General features: G+C 69.1%; 15 protein-coding genes. 11 read left to right on the top strand and 4 right to left on the bottom strand.

Annotated elements, in window-relative coordinates; all coding sequences use genetic code 11:
* The first annotated feature begins 379 nt into the window (after window positions 1-379).
* Window positions 380-1,273, top strand: a complete 894-nt coding sequence (locus tag ACGFIB_RS35005; RefSeq protein ID WP_357264965.1) for an RHS repeat-associated core domain-containing protein — start codon at window positions 380-382, stop codon at window positions 1,271-1,273.
* Window positions 1,274-1,510: 237 nt separating this feature from the next.
* Window positions 1,511-1,954, top strand: a complete 444-nt coding sequence (locus tag ACGFIB_RS35000; RefSeq protein ID WP_357250906.1) for a hypothetical protein — start codon at window positions 1,511-1,513, stop codon at window positions 1,952-1,954.
* Between the two features lie 73 nt (window positions 1,955-2,027).
* Here ACGFIB_RS35000 and ACGFIB_RS34995 read toward each other — a convergent pair whose 3' ends face one another.
* The 4 genes from ACGFIB_RS34995 to ACGFIB_RS34980 all read right to left on the bottom strand — a co-directional run bounded on the left by ACGFIB_RS34995 (window position 2,028) and on the right by ACGFIB_RS34980 (window position 6,556).
* Window positions 2,028-2,639, bottom strand: a complete 612-nt coding sequence (locus tag ACGFIB_RS34995; protein ID WP_393377673.1) for a Uma2 family endonuclease — start codon at window positions 2,637-2,639, stop codon at window positions 2,028-2,030.
* 251 nt (window positions 2,640-2,890) lie between these two features.
* Complete coding sequence (locus tag ACGFIB_RS34990; RefSeq protein WP_393377671.1) at window positions 2,891-4,054, bottom strand: polysaccharide deacetylase family protein; 1,164 nt, start codon at window positions 4,052-4,054, stop codon at window positions 2,891-2,893.
* Between the two features lie 354 nt (window positions 4,055-4,408).
* The gene (locus ACGFIB_RS34985) at window positions 4,409-4,774 is read right to left on the bottom strand and encodes a nuclear transport factor 2 family protein (protein WP_142575225.1); all 366 of its coding nucleotides are present in this window, start codon (window positions 4,772-4,774) and stop codon (window positions 4,409-4,411) included.
* A 126-nt stretch (window positions 4,775-4,900) separates the two neighbouring features.
* Complete coding sequence (locus ACGFIB_RS34980) at window positions 4,901-6,556, bottom strand: class I adenylate-forming enzyme family protein (protein ID WP_393377668.1); 1,656 nt, start codon at window positions 6,554-6,556, stop codon at window positions 4,901-4,903.
* Between the two features lie 192 nt (window positions 6,557-6,748).
* Here ACGFIB_RS34980 and argC point away from each other — a divergent pair, with 192 nt between their 5' ends.
* The 9 genes from argC (at window position 6,749) to tyrS (ending at window position 16,651) form a co-directional block, all read left to right on the top strand.
* Window positions 6,749-7,771 (top strand): N-acetyl-gamma-glutamyl-phosphate reductase, encoded by a 1,023-nt coding sequence (gene argC, locus ACGFIB_RS34975; protein WP_357252988.1) that lies wholly within the window; start codon window positions 6,749-6,751, stop codon window positions 7,769-7,771.
* A gap of 28 nt (window positions 7,772-7,799) precedes the next feature.
* Window positions 7,800-8,954: a bifunctional glutamate N-acetyltransferase/amino-acid acetyltransferase ArgJ gene (gene argJ, locus ACGFIB_RS34970; RefSeq protein ID WP_357252985.1), complete on the top strand. Its 1,155-nt coding sequence runs from the start codon at window positions 7,800-7,802 to the stop codon at window positions 8,952-8,954.
* Window positions 8,951-9,931: an acetylglutamate kinase gene (argB, locus tag ACGFIB_RS34965; protein WP_142575229.1), complete on the top strand. Its 981-nt coding sequence runs from the start codon at window positions 8,951-8,953 to the stop codon at window positions 9,929-9,931. The genes argJ and argB overlap by 4 nt, the downstream gene beginning before the upstream one ends.
* Before the next feature lie 41 nt (window positions 9,932-9,972).
* The gene (locus ACGFIB_RS34960; RefSeq protein WP_393377811.1) at window positions 9,973-11,118 is read left to right on the top strand and encodes an acetylornithine transaminase; all 1,146 of its coding nucleotides are present in this window, start codon (window positions 9,973-9,975) and stop codon (window positions 11,116-11,118) included.
* Window positions 11,111-12,184, top strand: coding sequence for an ornithine carbamoyltransferase (argF, locus tag ACGFIB_RS34955; protein ID WP_393377665.1), 1,074 nt, complete (start codon window positions 11,111-11,113; stop codon window positions 12,182-12,184). Before ACGFIB_RS34960 ends, argF begins: the two co-directional genes overlap by 8 nt.
* Window positions 12,181-12,765 (top strand): arginine repressor, encoded by a 585-nt coding sequence (locus ACGFIB_RS34950; protein ID WP_393377662.1) that lies wholly within the window; start codon window positions 12,181-12,183, stop codon window positions 12,763-12,765. Before argF ends, ACGFIB_RS34950 begins: the two co-directional genes overlap by 4 nt.
* A 411-nt stretch (window positions 12,766-13,176) precedes the next feature.
* Complete coding sequence (gene argH, locus ACGFIB_RS34945) at window positions 13,177-14,589, top strand: argininosuccinate lyase (RefSeq protein ID WP_357252997.1); 1,413 nt, start codon at window positions 13,177-13,179, stop codon at window positions 14,587-14,589.
* Window positions 14,571-15,254: a DNA-3-methyladenine glycosylase gene (locus tag ACGFIB_RS34940; RefSeq protein WP_357252978.1), complete on the top strand. Its 684-nt coding sequence runs from the start codon at window positions 14,571-14,573 to the stop codon at window positions 15,252-15,254. The genes argH and ACGFIB_RS34940 overlap by 19 nt, the downstream gene beginning before the upstream one ends.
* 131 nt (window positions 15,255-15,385) lie before the next feature.
* Complete coding sequence (gene tyrS, locus ACGFIB_RS34935) at window positions 15,386-16,651, top strand: tyrosine--tRNA ligase (RefSeq protein ID WP_142575245.1); 1,266 nt, start codon at window positions 15,386-15,388, stop codon at window positions 16,649-16,651.
* The last annotated feature ends 672 nt before the right edge of the window (window positions 16,652-17,323 follow it).

The raw sequence follows: 17,323 nt of genomic DNA, 5'->3' as shown, positions 1-17,323 counted from the left end.
ATCAATGCCCATTCAGCAGTGATCACGTCTGCCCGCCCGACCGCCACCGGTGTGCCGGGTCCCGGGAGACCGGGAAGGACGGCCGCTTCCCGAGTTCACCGCACGCGCCATTCCCGCCGTGTCTTCTAGATGAGATCTAGAGAAAAGACGAATTTCCTAAATGATGCAGATCGCATTTTTTTGCGGATGGACATCGATGATTTCGTATTGATAGATTCCGTGGGTTATATGGATACCGGTCCGGCGTTGGAATTCTCGGGGTGCTGGAACGGCCGTGTGGGATTTCTCTTTTTCCGGACCGGATTGCAGGGGGACCAGTGCACCTTTTTCGCCGCGGCCGGGAACCGGATCCGAGCCGGTGACGTCACCTACACCTACGATGAGCGCAACCGCCTCGTCTCCGGGGGCGGCAGCACCTACACCTACACCGCCCAGGGGCACGCTCGCGGAGAAGAACGCCGACGGCCGCGTCTCGATCACCAAGTTCGACGCCTTCGACCGGCTGGTGCAGGACGAGGACGTCCAGTACGGCTACGACGCGCTGGACCGGATGAACACTCGTGTCAAGGGCCAGGACACCGGACGCCTCACCTATGAAGGGCTGACCGACAACCTGCTGACCATCACCGGCACCGACGGCGCCACGGAGCAGGCGTTCGGACGCGACGCCCTGGGCAACCTGCTCGGCGTCTCTAACGCCGCCGGGCACGCGATGGCCCTGACAGACCTGCACGGTGACCTCGTCGGAACCTTCGACGCCCAGGGGACGAGCCTGGCGGACTCCGCCGCCTACGACCCCTTCGGGCAGGTCGTCGCCCAGACCGGGACCAGGCATGATCTGGGCTATCAGGGCGACTACACCGATCCGGGCACCGGGAGGGTCGACATGGCGGCCCGCTGGTACCAGCCCGGCAGCGGCACCTTCGCCTCACGCGACACCGCGACCCTGGATCCGGTTCCCTCCGTCCGGGCCAACCGCTACACCTACGGCGATGCCTCGCCCCTCACCAGGGCCGACCCCACCGGGCACTCCGGTGTCGAGGTCTGCCTCGCCGGCTACGCCTGCGGCGGATACGTGTGCAGCGGCGACACCTGCTACATGACCGACGCCGCCTGGAACTGGTGGATCAACTACATGTACTCGCCGGAGTACCAGGCCACGCAGCCGAAGTTCACTGACGAGCGGGCCAAGGAACTCGGCGTCATGCCGAACGGCTACGAGGCGCCCAAGGGCTATTGGGATACGTCGGCGTACGGCGGGACGCCTACATGACGGCGTACGACCCGAGGCTCAGCTATGACGAGCTCGACCTCATGTGGAAGATCGCCAAGAACGTGAAGATCGCCAAGGACGGCACGATCGACCCTGAGGCGTTCCTGCCTTCGGGCAAGGCCGACGCCTTCATGGCCAAGCTCAAGGCTTCGAACAGCAGGCCAACTGGAAAGATGGAGGCTATACCCAATGCTAACGGGCAGGGCGGCGGCTGTTGCGGCGACAGGTCTCACACTGGTGGCAGTGCTCGCGGCCTGCTCGCAGCGGGAGGGGGGTGCGGTCAGCATTATGCGGTCCAAGGACGGCGCTCCCTCCGTCGCCGTCACCTGGTGCGACGACTCCCCGCCCCGCCAGATCACGGTTTTCATCGAGGAAAAGGAGTCGGAGAAGCTGGTGGCAAAGTTCACCACCGAGAAAGGCCGCGACCACTTCACGTGGCTGGATCCGAAGTCGCCGGGATCGGACTGGACCCTGATTTCCGGTGACGCCCGGCTGGTGCCAGGCGTCACCTACCGCCTCATGGCGTGGCCGGATGCGGGCAAGGACATGTACTACGGTCAGGTGTCCTTCACGCTGGCGGATTTCGACGACCTGAAGCCGGGCCAGATCAACGGCCGCTACCCGGGGGAGAGCTTCACGAGGAGCGGATTCATCAGATACGCGCAGGACGTCTGCCGCTGAACATTCGTCACCGTCCCCTGGTCGTGCTGACGTTTTCGAGGCCGGAGAGCGCCCGGCCCGTCGTGGGCGGAGTTCAGAAAGCGTCGATCTCGGTGAGGTCGATGTCCACGTCGAAGGGCACCGCCAGCTTGAGCCGGTCGTGGTGGATCCCGGTCAGCGCGTATGCCGTGGTGGCCGGGTCGAGTTCGTACACGTAGACCGTGGGCCGCCCCGCCTGGTTCTCAATGCGCCAGAAGTGCGCGATCCCCGCCTCGGCGTAGAGCTGCGGCTTGCGCTTGCGATCCCGCTCCTCCGAGTCCGGCGAGACGACCTCGATGACCAAAAGCACGTCACTCGCCTCGTAGGCCGTCTGTTCCGGTGTCTGGTCCGCTTCGGCGCGGATGACGCAAACATCCGGTTCCGGCCGTTGGCGTGGGCCAAGTATCACGCTCATCTCGCGGCGTGTGCGCAGCCCCCGGGGTAGATGACGCCGCAGTCCCGCTGTGAGGAGATCGACAGCTCGCGTGTGAAAGGAGGCTTGGGGGCTCACGAAGACCAAGCTTCCATCAATCAACTCTGTGTGCGCAGGAAGTTGCGGCATGTGATCGAGGTCGGCCGCCTTGAAACCTTCCGCTGGAGGGAAGATCCAGCTCGGGAGACCGTGCGTGTCACTCAATGGCGCTTCGCTCCATGCCTCTGCCGTCATGCGCTCACCGTAGCAACGCGTGAGCGCCTCGCGATGTGTTTCCCCGGCTGGCGGGGTGCGCGAACACTCGTCCGTTCGCAATAGGACGAGCGGACGACAAGGGGCGCGGCGCTCAGGGAGAGCGCCGCACCGTTCCTGGTGGTCAGCCCGCGCGGCAGGAGACCGACGGCCAGGTTCGTACGACAAGGAGGCGGCCGGGTCGTGGCCCGCGGTGCGGCGGGGTGTTCCGCACTACGGGCCACAGGTCCGGGCTATCTGTTCCAGGTCCACTTCTGGTTGGTGCCGCCGTGGCAGGCATACAGCTGGATCTGGGTGCCATTGCCGGTGCCCTGCCCGACGGCGTCCAGGCACAGCCCGGACTGGACGCCCTGGATGCTGCCGTCGGAGTTGACGCGCCACTTCTGGTTGTCGCCGCCCCAGCAGCTGTAGATCTGCACCTTGGCGCCGTTGCCGGTGCCGGCCGCGTCGAGGCACTTGTTGCCGTACACGCGGATCTCACCGGCAGATGTGGAGCTCCAGGTCTGGTTGGTCTGGCCGTTGCAGTCGTACAGCTGCACCTGCGTGCCGTCGGCGGTGCTCGCGTTCGGCACGTCCAGGCAGCGGCCAGAGGCGACACCCCTGATCGACCCACTGCCACCACCAGAGGTGGGAGTCGCGCTGGGGGACTGGGGGCTTGTCGGGGATGGGGAGGCGGGTCCGCTGCCGTCGGGGGCGACGGCGCGTCCGGTGGTGGGGGAGATCATGCCGGCGCAGAGGTTGCGGCTGCGGAGGTTGGCGGCGATTTGTGAGATGGCTTGGACGGTGGTGGCGTATTGGTCGTGCATGAGGATGATTTGGCCGTTCTGGAGGCGGCCGGCGGCTTGGACGATTTGTGAGGTGCTGGCGCCGTTCCAGTCTTGGGAGTCGACGTCCCAGATGATTTCTCTGAGTCCGAGTTGTTGTTCGACTGACTTGAGTGTGGAGTTGGTTTCGCCGTATGGGGGGCGGAAGAGTTTTGGTGCGGTGCCGGTGGCCTGTTGGATGGCCTGCTGGGTGCGCTGGAGTTCTGACTGGATTTGGGAGCTGCTCATCTGGGTGAGGTGGGGGTGGGTCCAGCTGTGGTTGCCGACCCACATGCCGGCGTCGACCTGGGCTCGGACCAGGGAGGGGTTGTTCTGGGCGTTCTGCCCGATGTTGAAGAACGTGGCGCGCAGGCCGTTCGACCTGAGGGTGTTGAGCAGGTTGGTGGTGTTGCTGGGGTTGGGGCCGTCGTCGTAGGTCAGGCCGACGTATCCGGCGCTGCAGTCGGCCGCTTGCGCGGCGGTGGCCGAGAAGGTCACGGTGGCGAGCGCCGCGGTCACGACGCCCGCGAGCGCCGTGGCGAGGGTCCTGCGTAAGCCTGCACGTCTTGCACTGGGCGCGGCGCTGTCGACCATGTGTGCTCCTCCGATCGAGGGGGACGGCCGGGCGGCGTTATCGCCGGTAGGGGAGCGCCGCCCGGCCCCGGGGTTCGCCGGAGGATCATTGTGAGAACCGGCTCTGAAACATGTCAAAGAACGGCTGAAAAATTTCGAGGCCGCGGACCAATAAAAGACGACCTGTAATGCCGAAACGCCGATGAACATTTCACGCCGGCGAGCACTGCGTCCGGCGACTCCGCGCGGCCCGCGCTCGGCCCTCTCCCGAGGGCGCATGGGGCGACCGGCAGCCTGAGGAGCGCGGCGACGTGGCCGGCCTTCCGGAGCCGCCCGGGGGTGGAAGTCCCGCACGGCTCCGGAGCGGGAGCGCGATCAGGCGGGGACCTTGTCGAGGAAGCCGTACACATTGCGGATCCGGCCGTCTCCGGTGAGCGTCACGACGTCGAAGCCGATCACGACGGGTTCGCCGGCGGCTTCCGGGCCCAGGTGCCAGGTGAAGCGCGCGATGTCGTGATGGCCGTCCACGGGCCCGCCCAGGGTGAACACGAACCCGGGGAACATCTCCTGCGCCCCGGCGATCACCGCGGCGATCCCCTCGTGCCCGGCGACGGCGGCCAGCGGGTCGACGTAGCCGCCGTCCTCGGTCCACAGGTCCGCCACCGCCTTCGCCCTGGCCTCGTCGTCGCGCTCGTTCCAGGTGGCGATGTAACGCTCGGCCAGGGCGGTGTAGTCGGTCATTGTCCACTCCTTCGGGGATGTCTTCCGTGACGACACGTGAACGGTGTCACGCGGCCCCGAGAAGAGGCGATTACGCGGGAGGTAACCGGGCCCCCGCCGATCGCTGCCCCGTCGCCCTGCGGACGGCTAGAGGCCCAGGGTCTCCTTGCGCAGGTGGGTCTTGAGCACCTTGCCGCCGGGGTTGCGCGGCAGTTCGGCCTCCCTGAACCAGAACCGCACCGGCACCTTGAACGCCGCGATGCGGCCGCGCAGGAACTCCTGGAGCTCCTCGCCGCCGGCCTCGGCGCCCTGCCTGAGCCGTACGACCGCGCCGACCTGCTCGCCCATCTCGTCGTCCGGGATGCCGATCACGGCCGCGTCGTCCACCGCGGGATGCTCGAACAGGGCGGCCTCGACTTCCGCGCAGTAGACGTTCTCGCCGCCCCTGATGACCATGTCCTTGGCGCGGTCGACGATGTAGACGTAGCCGTCCTCGTCGATGCGGGCCAGGTCGCCCGTGTGCAGCCAGCCGTCCACGAGCGTCTCCGCGGTGGCGTCCGGGCGGTTCCAGTAGCCCATGATCACGATCGGCCCGCGCATGCACAGCTCACCGACCTGGCCGCGCGGCAGCTCGGCACCGAGCGGGTCGCAGACCTTGACGTCCACGACGGCGAGCGGCAGCCCGATGCTGTCGGGCTTGGCCAGGTAGTCCCCGCCGCTGTTGTAGATCGCCAGCGCCGTCGTCTCGGTCATGCCGTATCCGTTGGCGGGCGTGCGGTTGGGGAGCGACTCGGTGATCCGCTCCAGCAGCTTCGGGGGAGCCGGGGCGCCGCCGTACGAGATGGAGCCGAGCGAGGAGATGTCGTGCTTGTCCAGGTCGGCGTGCGACAGCAGCTGCCAGGCGTTGGTCGGCACGCCGCTCATCACGGTGACCTTCTCGCGCTCGATGAGCTCCAGGGCCCGCTTGGGGTCCCACCTGTACATCAGCACGAGCCCACCGCCGCTGAACATCGTGGTCATCAGTACGGCGAAGCAGCCGGTGACGTGGAAGAGGGGCACGGTCAGCAGGGTGATCCTGCGCTTTTCCGCCGCCGCGGCCACGTCCCTGCCGGCCATCGCCACCGTACGCATCATCGCGTACGCGACGGTCATCGGCGCCTGGCCGAGGTTGCGGTGGCTGCCGAGGGCGCCCTTGGACCTGCCCGTGGTGCCGGAGGTGTAGAAGATCGTGGCGGGGTCGTCGGGGCCGATCTCCACCGCCGGCAGCGTCACGTCGGCGCGGACCTCGCCGAGGACCTCCGCCCAGTTGGCCCCCTCGCCCCGGGTGACGATCATCGGCAGGCCGCTGCCGGCCATCCGGGCGGCCCGCTCGCCGTCGGCGATCACGACCTTGGCGCCGGAGTCGCTCAGGCCGTACTCCAGCTCCTGCTCGGTCCACCAGGCGTTGAGCGGCACGGCCACCGCCCCGGCGGCGAGCACCGCGGAGAAGGAGACGATCCACTCGGGGTAGTTGCGCATGGCCACGGCGACGCGGTCGCCCTCGCGTACGCCGTAGTCGTCCACCAAGCGGTTGGCGAGCGTCGCGGCCAGCCGGAAGTGCTCCTCGTACGTGATGCGCTCGTCCTCGTAGACGACGAACACCTTGTCCCCGTGAAACCGGGTGATCTCCAGGAGGGCCCGGAAGGTCGCCGGCGCGTGCTTCCACGCCCTGATCTTGTGACCGCCGACCTCGACCTCTTCCATCTCGAAGAGCTGTCCCGGCGCCGTGAGCTGGGCCTGGACCTGTTCGTTCGTGATCGTCATGCTGGCGCACTCCCGGATTCGTTCGTTAACCGGAGGTTTCACGATACCGACCGGTAGGTACGTCTGCTAGATGTCCATTCTTCGGAACGCCGCTTGCATGCTCATGCTTTGCGATGCATACTCTCTACACCAGCAAGAACATGAGGTCTCCTGCATGATCATGCAGGGCTCGTCAGGAGTCGGGGGGCACGGATGAGGGCGGCGATCGCCGGAGCCAGCGGCTACGCGGGAGGAGAGCTGCTCCGTCTGCTGCTCGGACACCCCGCCGTCGAGATCGGCGCGCTGACCGCCGCGTCCAGCGCGGGCACCAGGCTCGGCGCCCACCAGCCCCACCTGCCGTCGCTGGCCGACCGGGTGATCGAGCAGACCACCCCCGACGTGCTCGCCGGTCACGACGTCGTCTTCCTCGCCCTCCCGCACGGTCAGTCGGCCGCGGTCGCCGCCGAACTCGGCGACGACACGCTCGTCGTCGACTGCGGCGCCGACTTCCGGCTGACCGACGCACAAGAGTGGACAGCATTCTACGGCGGCGTCCACGCCGGCACGTGGCCCTACGGCCTGCCCGAGCTGCCCGGTCAGCGAGAGGTCCTGCGCGGCGCCCGGCGCATCGCGGTCCCGGGCTGCTACCCGACGGCCGCGACGCTGGCGATGTTCCCCGCCTTCGCGGCCGGGCTGGCCGAGCCCGACGTCGTGGTCGTCGCCGCGAGCGGCACCTCCGGAGCCGGCCGGGCGCCCAAGACCCACCTGCTCGGCAGTGAGGTCATGGGCTCGGTCAGCGCGTACGGCGTGGGCGGGGTGCACCGGCACACCCCGGAGATGGAGCAGAACCTGTCGGCGGTCGCCGGAGGGCCGGTGCGGGTGTCGTTCACGCCGACCCTCGCGCCGATGAGCCGCGGCATCCTGGCGACCTGCACGGCTCCCGCCGCCCCAGGCGTCACCCCCGCCGCGGTCCGGGAGGCGTACGAGGCGGCGGTGAAGGACGAGCCGTTCCTCCGCCTGCTGCCCGAGGGGGTCTGGCCGGCGACCGCGATGACGGTCGGGGCCAACACCGCGGCCCTGCAGGTGACCGTCGACGAGCGGGCCGGGCGGATCGTCGCCGTCGTCGCCATCGACAATCTCACCAAGGGGACGGCGGGCGGCGCGATCCAGAGTGCCAACCTCGCTCTCGGCCTGCCGGAAGAAGTCGGCCTTCCCACCAATGGAGTCGCACCGTGACCAAGATCGTCCCCTGTGAGGAGCACGCATGAGCGTGACCGCACCGCTTGGCTTCCGCGCCGCAGGAATCGTCGCCGGAATCAAGAGTGGCGGCGCCCGCGACCTGGCCCTGGTCGTCAACGACGGCCCCTCACGTGCCGCGGCCGGAGTCTTCACTCGCAATCGCTTCAAGGCCGCGCCCGTCCTGTGGTCGGTTCAGGTCCTCAACGGCGGCCGGGTGAGGGCCGTCGTCCTCAACTCCGGCGGCGCCAACGCCTGCACCGGTCCGCTGGGCTTCCAGGACACCCATGCCACCGCCGAGAAGGTGGCGGAGGTCCTGGACGACTCCGCGGCGGAGATCGCGGTCTGCTCCACCGGCCTGATCGGTGAGCGGCTGCCGCTGGACGCGCTGCTCGGCGGCGTGGGAACCGCGGCCGCCCAGCTCAGCCGCGACGGCGGCCTGGCGGCGGCCGACGCGATCCGGACCACCGACACCGTCAGCAAGATCTCGTTCCGCCGCGGGGAAAACGGCTACATGGTGGGCGGCATGGCCAAGGGCGCTGGAATGCTCGCGCCCGCGCTCGCCACGATGCTGTGCGTGCTGACCACCGACGCCGACCTCACGTCCGAGGAACTCGACACGGTGCTGCGCAGGGCGACCTCCGTGACGTTCGACCGGCTCGACACCGACGGCTGCATGTCGACCAACGACACCGTGCTGCTGCTCGCGAGCGGAGCGTCGGGCGTGCGCCCCGACCTCGCCGAGTTCGAGAAGGTCGTCACCGCTGTGTGCGCGGACCTGTCCCGGCAGCTTCAGGTCGATGCCGAGGGCGCCTCGAAGGCGATCGCCATCGAGGTCGTCGGCGCGGCGTCGGAGGAGGACGCGGTGGCGGTGGGCCGTTCGGTCGCCCGCTCGAACCTGCTCAAGTGCGCGATCCACGGTGAGGACCCCAACTGGGGCCGGGTGGTCAGCGCGGTCGGCACCACCGACGCCGTGTTCGAGGCGGAGCGGGTGAACGTGGCGGTCAACGGCATCTGGATCTGCCGCGGCGGCGCGGCGGGAGACGACCGCGCCAAGGTCGACCTGCGGCCCCGCGACGTGACCATCACCATCGACCTGTCCGCCGGCCCGCATTCCGCGACCGTGCACACCACGGACCTCACGGCGGCCTACGTGCACGAGAACTCGGCGTACTCGTCATGAACGTCAGACGGAACGGCGCCCTGGACAAGGCGCACACCCTGATCGAGGCGCTGCCCTGGCTCGCGCGCTTCCACGGCGCGACCATCGTCATCAAGTACGGCGGCAACGCGATGACGGAGGAGCACCTGCGGGCCAAGTTCGCGGCCGATGTGGTGTTCCTGCGCTACGCCGGCCTGCGGCCGGTGATCGTGCACGGCGGCGGCCCGCAGATCCAGTCGCACCTCGATCTGCTCGGGATCGACAGCCACTTCGTGTCCGGGCTGCGGGTGACCACGCCCGAGGCGATGCAGGTCGTCCGGATGGTCCTGGTCGGCCAGGTCAACCGCGACGTGGTCGGGCTGATCAACGGGCATGGGCCGTTCGCGGTCGGCATGTCCGGCGAGGACGCCCACCTGTTCACCGCCGAGCGCAAGCACGTCGTCGTGGACGGCGTCAAGGTTGACATCGGACAGGTCGGGGAGATCGTCCGGGTCGAGGCCGGCGCCGTGCGGGCCCTGCTGGACGACGGCCGCATCCCGGTGGTGTCGTCCGTGGCCCGGGGCGAGGACGGCGGGATCTACAACGTCAACGCCGACACCGCCGCAGCCGCTCTCGCCGTGGCGCTCCAGGCGTCGAAGCTCATCGTCCTCACCGACGTCGAGGGGCTGTACGCCGACTGGCAACCTCCTGCCGAAGGGGGGGAATCAGGCTCGGGTGAGGAGGTCATCAGCCGCATCGGGGCGTCCGAACTCGCCAGGTTGCTGCCCTCGCTGTCCAGTGGCATGGTGCCGAAGATGGAGGCATGCCTGGCGGCCGTGCGCGGTGGCGTCCCCCAGGCCCACGTGCTCGACGGGCGGGTGCCGCACGCGCTGCTGCTGGAGGTCTTCACCGACGAGGGCATCGGGACGATGGTCGAGCCCGACGACGCCGCCCCGGCGGGGCGAGGCGGGATCGGAGCGACGGCGGACGGCGCCGTGAACGGGGAGGTTGCCAGGTGACCACCAACGACGAACTACGCGGACGCTTCGAAGCGGTGTTCATGCGCAACTATGGGGTGCCGCCGGTCGCCATCGCCCGCGGCGAGGGCTGCGCGGTCTGGGACGTGGACGGGCGCCGCTACCTCGACCTCATCGGCGGCATCGCGGTGACCTCGCTCGGCCACAACCACCCGGTCCTGGTCGAGGCGGTGTCCCGGCAGGTGTCCACGCTCGCGCACACCTCGAACCTGTTCCTGAACGAGCCCGAGGTGCTGCTCGCCGAGAAGCTGCTCGCCCTGCTCGGAGAGCCCGCGCGGGTCTTCCTGTCCAACTCCGGCACCGAGGCCAACGAGGCGGCAGTCAAGATCGCCATCAAGTACGGCAAGACGCATGGCCGGGGCTACATGGTGGCGACGGAGAACGGCTTCCACGGCCGCACGCTCGGCGCGCTGTCACTGACGGGCAAGCCCTCGATCCGCGACCAGTTCGGGCCGTTCCCACTCGACGTCAGGTTCGTTCCGTACGGGGACGCGGACGCGCTCAAGAACGCGGTGACCGAGGACTGCTCCGCGGTCTTCCTGGAGCCCACCCAGGGTGAGGCCGGTGTCATACCGCCGCCCGACGGCTACTTCCGCACCGCCAGGGAGATCTGCTCCTCGGCGGGGGCGCTGCTCGTCGCCGACGAGATCCAGTCGGCCATCGGCCGCACCGGGCACTGGTTCGCCCACCAGGCGGAGGGGGTCGTCCCCGACGTCCTGACGCTGGCCAAGGGCCTCGGCGGAGGCATGCCCATCGGTGCCTGCATCGGCTTCGGCGAGGCCGGCGAGGTCTTTGCCAAGGGCGACCACGGCTCGACCTTCGGTGGCAACCCGGTCTCGTGCGCGGCGGCACTCGCGGTGCTCGACACGATCGAGCGCGACGGACTGCTCGGCAACGTCGCGACGGTGGGGGCGCTGCTGTCCGAGGGCATCGCCGCCGTGCGGCATCCATTGCTCAAGGGAGTCAGGGGACGCGGGCTCTGGCTCGCCGCCGTCCTCACCGCGCCGAAGTCGGCGCAGGTGCAGTCGGCGGCGCAGGAGGCCGGATTCCTGGTCAACGCCCTGCAGCCCGACGCGGTGCGGCTCGCGCCGCCGCTTGTCATCACCGAATCCGAAGTGCAGACCTTCCTCGACGCGCTGCCCGGCATCCTGGAGGCCGCAGATGCCTGACAACGACCTTGTGAACCCCGTCGCCGGCCCAGGCCAGGGTGGTCAGACGGAGTGGGTGAGACAGGGCGCGGACCCGGCGCAAATTAGACAGGGCGCGGACCCGGCGCGAGTCGGACAGGGCGCGGACCCGGCGCAGGTAAGACACTTCCTGCGGGACGACGACCTCTCGCCGGAAGAGCAGGCGCAGGTGCTCGACCTCGCCGAGGCGATGAAGAAGGACCGGTTCGGCTACCGGCCCTTCGAGGGCCCCCGCACGGTCGCCGTGCTGTTCGACAAGCCGTCCACCCGCACCCGGGTCTCCTTCACCGTCGGTGTCGCCGAGTTGGGCGGCCAGCCTCTGCTCATGGACCTCGGCACGTCGCAGATGGGACGCGGAGAGCCGATCGAGGACACCGCGCGGGTGCTGTCCCGGCAGGTCGCGGCGATCGTGTGGCGGACGGCGGGCCAGGAGCGCATCGAGGTGATGGCGGCCCACTCCACGGTGCCGGTGGTGAACGCGCTGACCGACGAGTTCCATCCCTGCCAGATCCTCGCCGATCTGCAGACGATCCGGGAGCACAAGGGCACGCCGCGGGGCCTCACGCTCGCCTATCTCGGCGACGGCGCCAACAACATGGCCCACTCCTACCTGCTGGGCGGGGCCACGGCCGGCATGCACGTCCGGATCGGGGCGCCGGCGGGCTACCTGCCCGACGCCCTGGTCATGGAGCGGGCTGCCGAGATCGCGGCGGCCACGGGCGGATCCGTCACGGCGGTGACCGATCCGGAGGCCGCGGTGGCCGGGGCGCACGTCGTCGCGACCGACACCTGGGTGTCCATGGGCCAAGACGGCAAGGACGAGCGGGTCGCGGCCTTCGCCTCCTATCAGGTGTCCACGGCCCTGCTCGGCCTGGCGGATCCGGGCGCGATCGTGCTTCACTGCCTCCCGGCGTACCGAGGGCTGGAGATCGCCGCGGATGTCATCGACGGACCGCAGAGCGTGGTGTGGGACCAGGCGGAGAACCGGCTGCACGCTCAGAAGGCGCTGCTGCACTGGCTGGCGACGCGGGGTGCGGAGGGGTCGTGACCATCCCGCTGACCAAGGCGGCCCGGCACGCGCGGATAGTGGAGCTGCTGACCAGGCACAAGGTCCGCTCACAGCCCGAGCTGGCCAAGCTCCTGGCGGAGCAGGGAGTGGAGGTCACCCAGGCCACGCTCTCCCGCGATCTCGACGAGCTGGGCGCGCTGAAGCTGCGGGCCGACGACGGCACGCTGGTCTACGCGCTGCCCGGCGAGGGCGGGGGACGGATACCGATCTACCGGACAGGTGCCGCCACCAGCGTGCTGGAGAACCCCGACGCGCGGCTGCGGAGAATCGCGGAGGAGCTCCTGGTGTCGGCCGAGGCGTCGGCCAACCTCGTGATCCTGCGCACGCCGCCGGGAGCGGCGCAGTTCCTCGCCTCGGCCATCGACCACGCGGGCTGGGAGTCGATTCTCGGCACGGTGGCCGGCGACGACACGATCCTCGTCATCAGCCGTGATCCGACCGGGGGGCAGGCGCTGGCCAAGACCCTGCTCAACCTGGCGACCCGCCGCCCGCCCGACGTGACCAGGCACAAGCTCGCCGTGGAGGTCCGCAATCATGGCAGTGAGAAACAGGAACCATGACATGCCGGGCCGACTCACGGGCGGACTCGGCGCATCGGTGGCCGTCTTCTCCCTTACCGGGAGGACCGGTGCGCAGACCTTGGGAGAAGGGCCCGCCGGCCGAGGTCGGCAGGAGATCGCCGCACTCGATGGACCACACGGAAATCGCGGCCGCGCGGATACCCGCCAGGCCTGATTCACCCGGTATACGCCCCGGTTCCGGTGCAGGGACCGGGGCGTACGTCGGCTAAGGTCGCGGATTAGTCCCGCAGAAGGATCCGCGTGAAGGATTCGCGTCGAAGGTCCATCCGAGAAACCGGATAAGGCGCACGGATCCATATATGACGGCCCCGGGCGGGAACGGCGCGCGGTCATTTTTTTCTGCAGGGACTTGAATATCGGAGGGAGAAGACGGTGGCGGACAACAAGCCGATGCGGCTCTGGGGTGGCAGGTTCGAGGGGGGACCCGCGGACGCCCTCACGCGCCTGTCGGTGAGCGTGCAGTTCGACTGGCGGCTCGCGCCGTACGATCTGCTGGCCTCGCGCGCGCACGCGCGCGTGCTGCACCGCGCCGGGCTGCTGACGCAGGAGGAGCTCGGCCGCATGCTGGGCGCGCTCGACGACCTCGACCAGGCGTGCCGCAAGGGGGAGTTCCGCCCCACCGTGGCCGACGAGGACGTGCACACGGCGCTGGAGCGCGGCCTGCTCGAACGGCTCGGCTCGCTGGGCGGCAAACTCCGTGCCGGCCGCAGCCGTAACGACCAGGTCGCCACCGACCTGCGCCTCTACCTGCGTGACCACGTCCGTGCGATCGTCTCCCGGCTTGTCGAGCTGGAGACGGCGCTGATCAGCCAGGCCGAGGAGAACGCCGACGTCGCCGCGCCTGGCATGACGCATCTGCAGCACGCCCAGCCCGTGTCCTTCGGCCACCAGCTTCTGGCGCATGTCCACGCGCTCACCAGGGACGTGGACCGCCTCCGTGACTGGGACAGGCGCGCGGCGGTCTCGCCGCTCGGCTCCGGCGCGCTGGCCGGGTCCTCCCTGCCGCTCGACCCCGCCGCCGTCGCCGCCGAACTCGGGTTCGACGCGCCCGCGCCGAACTCGATGGACGCCGTCGCCGACCGCGACTTCGCGGCCGAGTTCCTGTTCTGCGCGGCGCTGATCGGCGTGCACATCTCCCGGCTCGGCGAGGAGATCGTGCTGTGGGCCTCGCAGGAGTTCCGGTGGATCGAGGTGGACGACGCCTATTCCACCGGCTCGTCGATCATGCCGCAGAAGAAGAACCCCGACGTGGCCGAGCTGGCCAGGGGCAAGAGCGGCCGGCTGATCGGTGCGCTGATGTCGCTGCTGACGACCCTCAAGGGCCTGCCGCTCACCTACAACCGCGACCTGCAGGAGGACAAGGAGCCGGTGTTCGACGCGGTCGACACCCTGCTCCTGGTGCTCCCCGCCGTGTCCGGCATGATCTCCACGATGCGCGTGAACAAGGCCAAGCTGGAGGCCAGCGCGCCCGACGGCTTCGCCCTGGCCACCGACCTCGCCGAACTGCTGGTCCGCCGCGGGGTGCCGTTCCGCGAGGCGCACGAGGCGGTCGGTCACCTGGTGGTGTGGTGCCAGGTGAACGACAAGGACCTCGGTGAGCTCACCGACGACGAGCTGGCCAAGGTCTCGCCGCACTTCGCCGTCGACGCCACGGGTGCGAGTGTCCGCGACGTGCTGAACGTGCACGGCGCGCTGGCCGCCCGCAGCGCCTTCGGCGGCACCGCGCCCGACCGGGTCCGCGACCAGATCGCGAACCTCCGTGAGGTCGTCGACGGTCAGGCGGCATGGGCGAACGAGAGCTGATCGAGGACGTCGCGGGCGCCCCGCTCGGCCGCGACTTCTTCGACCGCCCTTCCGACGTGGTCGCGCCCGACCTGCTCGGGCGCGTGGTCGTGCACGGGTCGGTGGCGGTGCGGTTGAGCGAGGTCGAGGCGTACGGCGGGCCGGGGCAGGACCCGGCCTCCCACACCTATCGGGGTCGCACTCCGCGTAACTCGGTCATGTTCGGTCCCCCGGGGCACCTCTACGTCTACTTCACGTACGGCATGCACTTCTGCGCCAATCTCGTGTGCATGCCCGCGGGCAGCGCCTCGGCCGTCCTGTTACGCGCCGGCGAAGTGATCGCGGGTGTGCACACCGCGCGCATCCGGCGCATGCCGCACGCCGACGGGCCGGACCTGGAGGGGTTGGTGCGGCGTGTCCCGGATCGTGATCTCGCGCGTGGGCCGGCCAGGCTCACCGTGGCGCTCGGCCTGGTCCGGGACCACAACGGAACGGACTGCTGCTCCGGCGGTCCGATCCGGGCGCACGAGGGCCGGCCCGTGCCGTCCAGCCAGATCAGGACAGGTCCTCGCACCGGCGTGTCGACGGGGGCCGAGACGCCCTGGAGGTTCTGGATCGACGGCGACCCCACCGTCTCGCCATACCGCGCCCACGTTCCCCGGCGTCGAGGCCGAGCCATGAGCTGACGCGTAGGTAAGAAGTGGCGATAAGGTTTCGTGATCAGGCAGGCTTGTACGGAAGCCCGTGCATCCACCATCGATAAGCGAAAGCCACGACCGTGACCGCAATTTCAGGCAACCTCGTGCCGACGTCGGAGATGGCTGACATCCTCGACGAGCTCGAGTGGCGCGACGTGCTCGCGCAGACGACCGACATCGACGCGCTGCGAAAGGCGCTGGCGGACGGTCCGATCACCGTTTATGCGGGCTTCGACCCGACCGCACCCTCTCTGCACGTGGGCAACCTCGCCACGCTGCTGATCCTGACCCGTTTCCAGCGGGCAGGTCACCGGCCCATCGGCCTGGTCGGAGGCGCCACCGGTTTGATCGGTGACCCGAGCGGCCGCAGCACCGAGCGGGCGCTGAACTCCAGCGACATCGTCGCCGAATGGGTTTCACGAATTCGGGTGCAGGTCGAGAAGTTCCTGTCCTTCGAGGGGGGACCGACAGCGGCGGCGCTGGTCAGCAACCTCGACTGGACCGCGAACCTGTCGGCGATCGATTTCCTCCGGGACATCGGCAAGCACTTCCCCGTCAACCGCATGCTGGCGAGGGAGTCGGTCTCCGCTCGGCTCGCCGGCGAGGGGCTCAGCTACACCGAGTTCAGTTACCAGATCCTGCAGGCCAACGACTACCTCGAGCTGCACCGGCGGCACGGATGCGCGTTGCAGGTCGGCGGCAGCGACCAGTGGGGCAACATCATCGCGGGCGTCGACCTGATCCGCCGGGTCGACGGAGCGCATGTCCACGCGCTGACCGGCAAGCTGATCACCAAGGCCGACGGCACGAAGTTCGGCAAGACGGCCGGCGGCGCGGTCTGGCTCGATCCCGCGCTGACCTCGCCGTACGCGTTCTACCAGTACTGGCTGAACGCCGACGACCGGGACGTGGTGCGCTTCCTCAAGGTCTTCACCTTCCGGACACGGCAGGAGATCGATGAGCTGGAGCTAGCCGTGGCCGAGCGGCCGGCCGCTCGGGAGGCGCAACGCGCCCTGGCCGAGGACCTGACGACTCTGGTCCACGGCCCCGACGAGCTGGCCGGGGTGATCGCGGCTTCGCGCGCGCTGTTCGGGCAGGGCTCGCTGGCCGAGCTCGACGCCCGCACGCTGGAGTCCGCGCTCGCCGAGGTGCCCAAGGCGGTCCTGCCCGCCCTGGGCGCGCCGTACGTCGAGCTGCTCGCGCAGAGCGGCCTGGTCGAGTCGAAGTCCGCAGCGCGCCGGGCGGTCAAGGAGGGCGGCGCGTACCTGAACAACACGAAGATCACCGACGAGGAGTACGTGCCCTCGGCGGACGACCTGCTGCACGGCCGCTTCCTCGTGCTGCGCAGGGGCAAGAAGACGGTCGGCGGCGTCGAGATCGCCTGACGTCCCCGCGCTGCGCTGACGTCGGCTTCGTGGTGTTCGGACCCGTGTTGGCTTGGCACCGTGCCGGCCTGACACAACGCTGGCTTGGCAATCGCTGACTTGGCACTGGGCAGCCGCCCCGGTCCTGGACCGGGGCGGCTGTTTTATGGCCAAAAGTTGCTGTGACGTAGGTAACAATCATATGGCGCGGAAGATCGCCTGCGCCGGAAGTTCCCGTCTGACCTAGGGTTTCGGCCATCTCGGCGTGATTTGACGGCCGGGTCGACGTTGCCTAATGTTCTCTTCGCCCCCGGGAGCACGGGACGCCGAAAGGCGGCCAGGCCCCGACGGGTAAGCCACTCCGACAGCCATCCAGACGGGGCGTTCGCGTCAAGTCCGGGTCGCTCGTGGCGCGCCAGACTGAAAGGTTTGACGCGAGGCGGGCGAGGGTTTAAGATGGAGTGGTTGCCCCGAAAGGGGCGGTCGCTCTCACAAGAGCATCAGCCGGGATCGTGTGGCCCTCCAGGTCCGCGATGTGGCGATCATCTTAGAGTCGGCCGAACGGAAGTCATCGCCCTGGATCTCGGGACTCCCTGGTGGGTTTCGGGTGATGGTGGTCGCGTCCGTTTCTTGAGAACTCAACAGTGTGCTAAAAGCCAGTGCATGAATCATGCATGACCCCGTCATAGCGGC

Source organism: Microbispora bryophytorum, assembly GCF_043197435.1.
Lineage (GTDB): Bacteria > Actinomycetota > Actinomycetes > Streptosporangiales > Streptosporangiaceae > Microbispora > Microbispora bryophytorum.
This window is presented reverse-complemented; position numbering and strand designations above follow the sequence as displayed.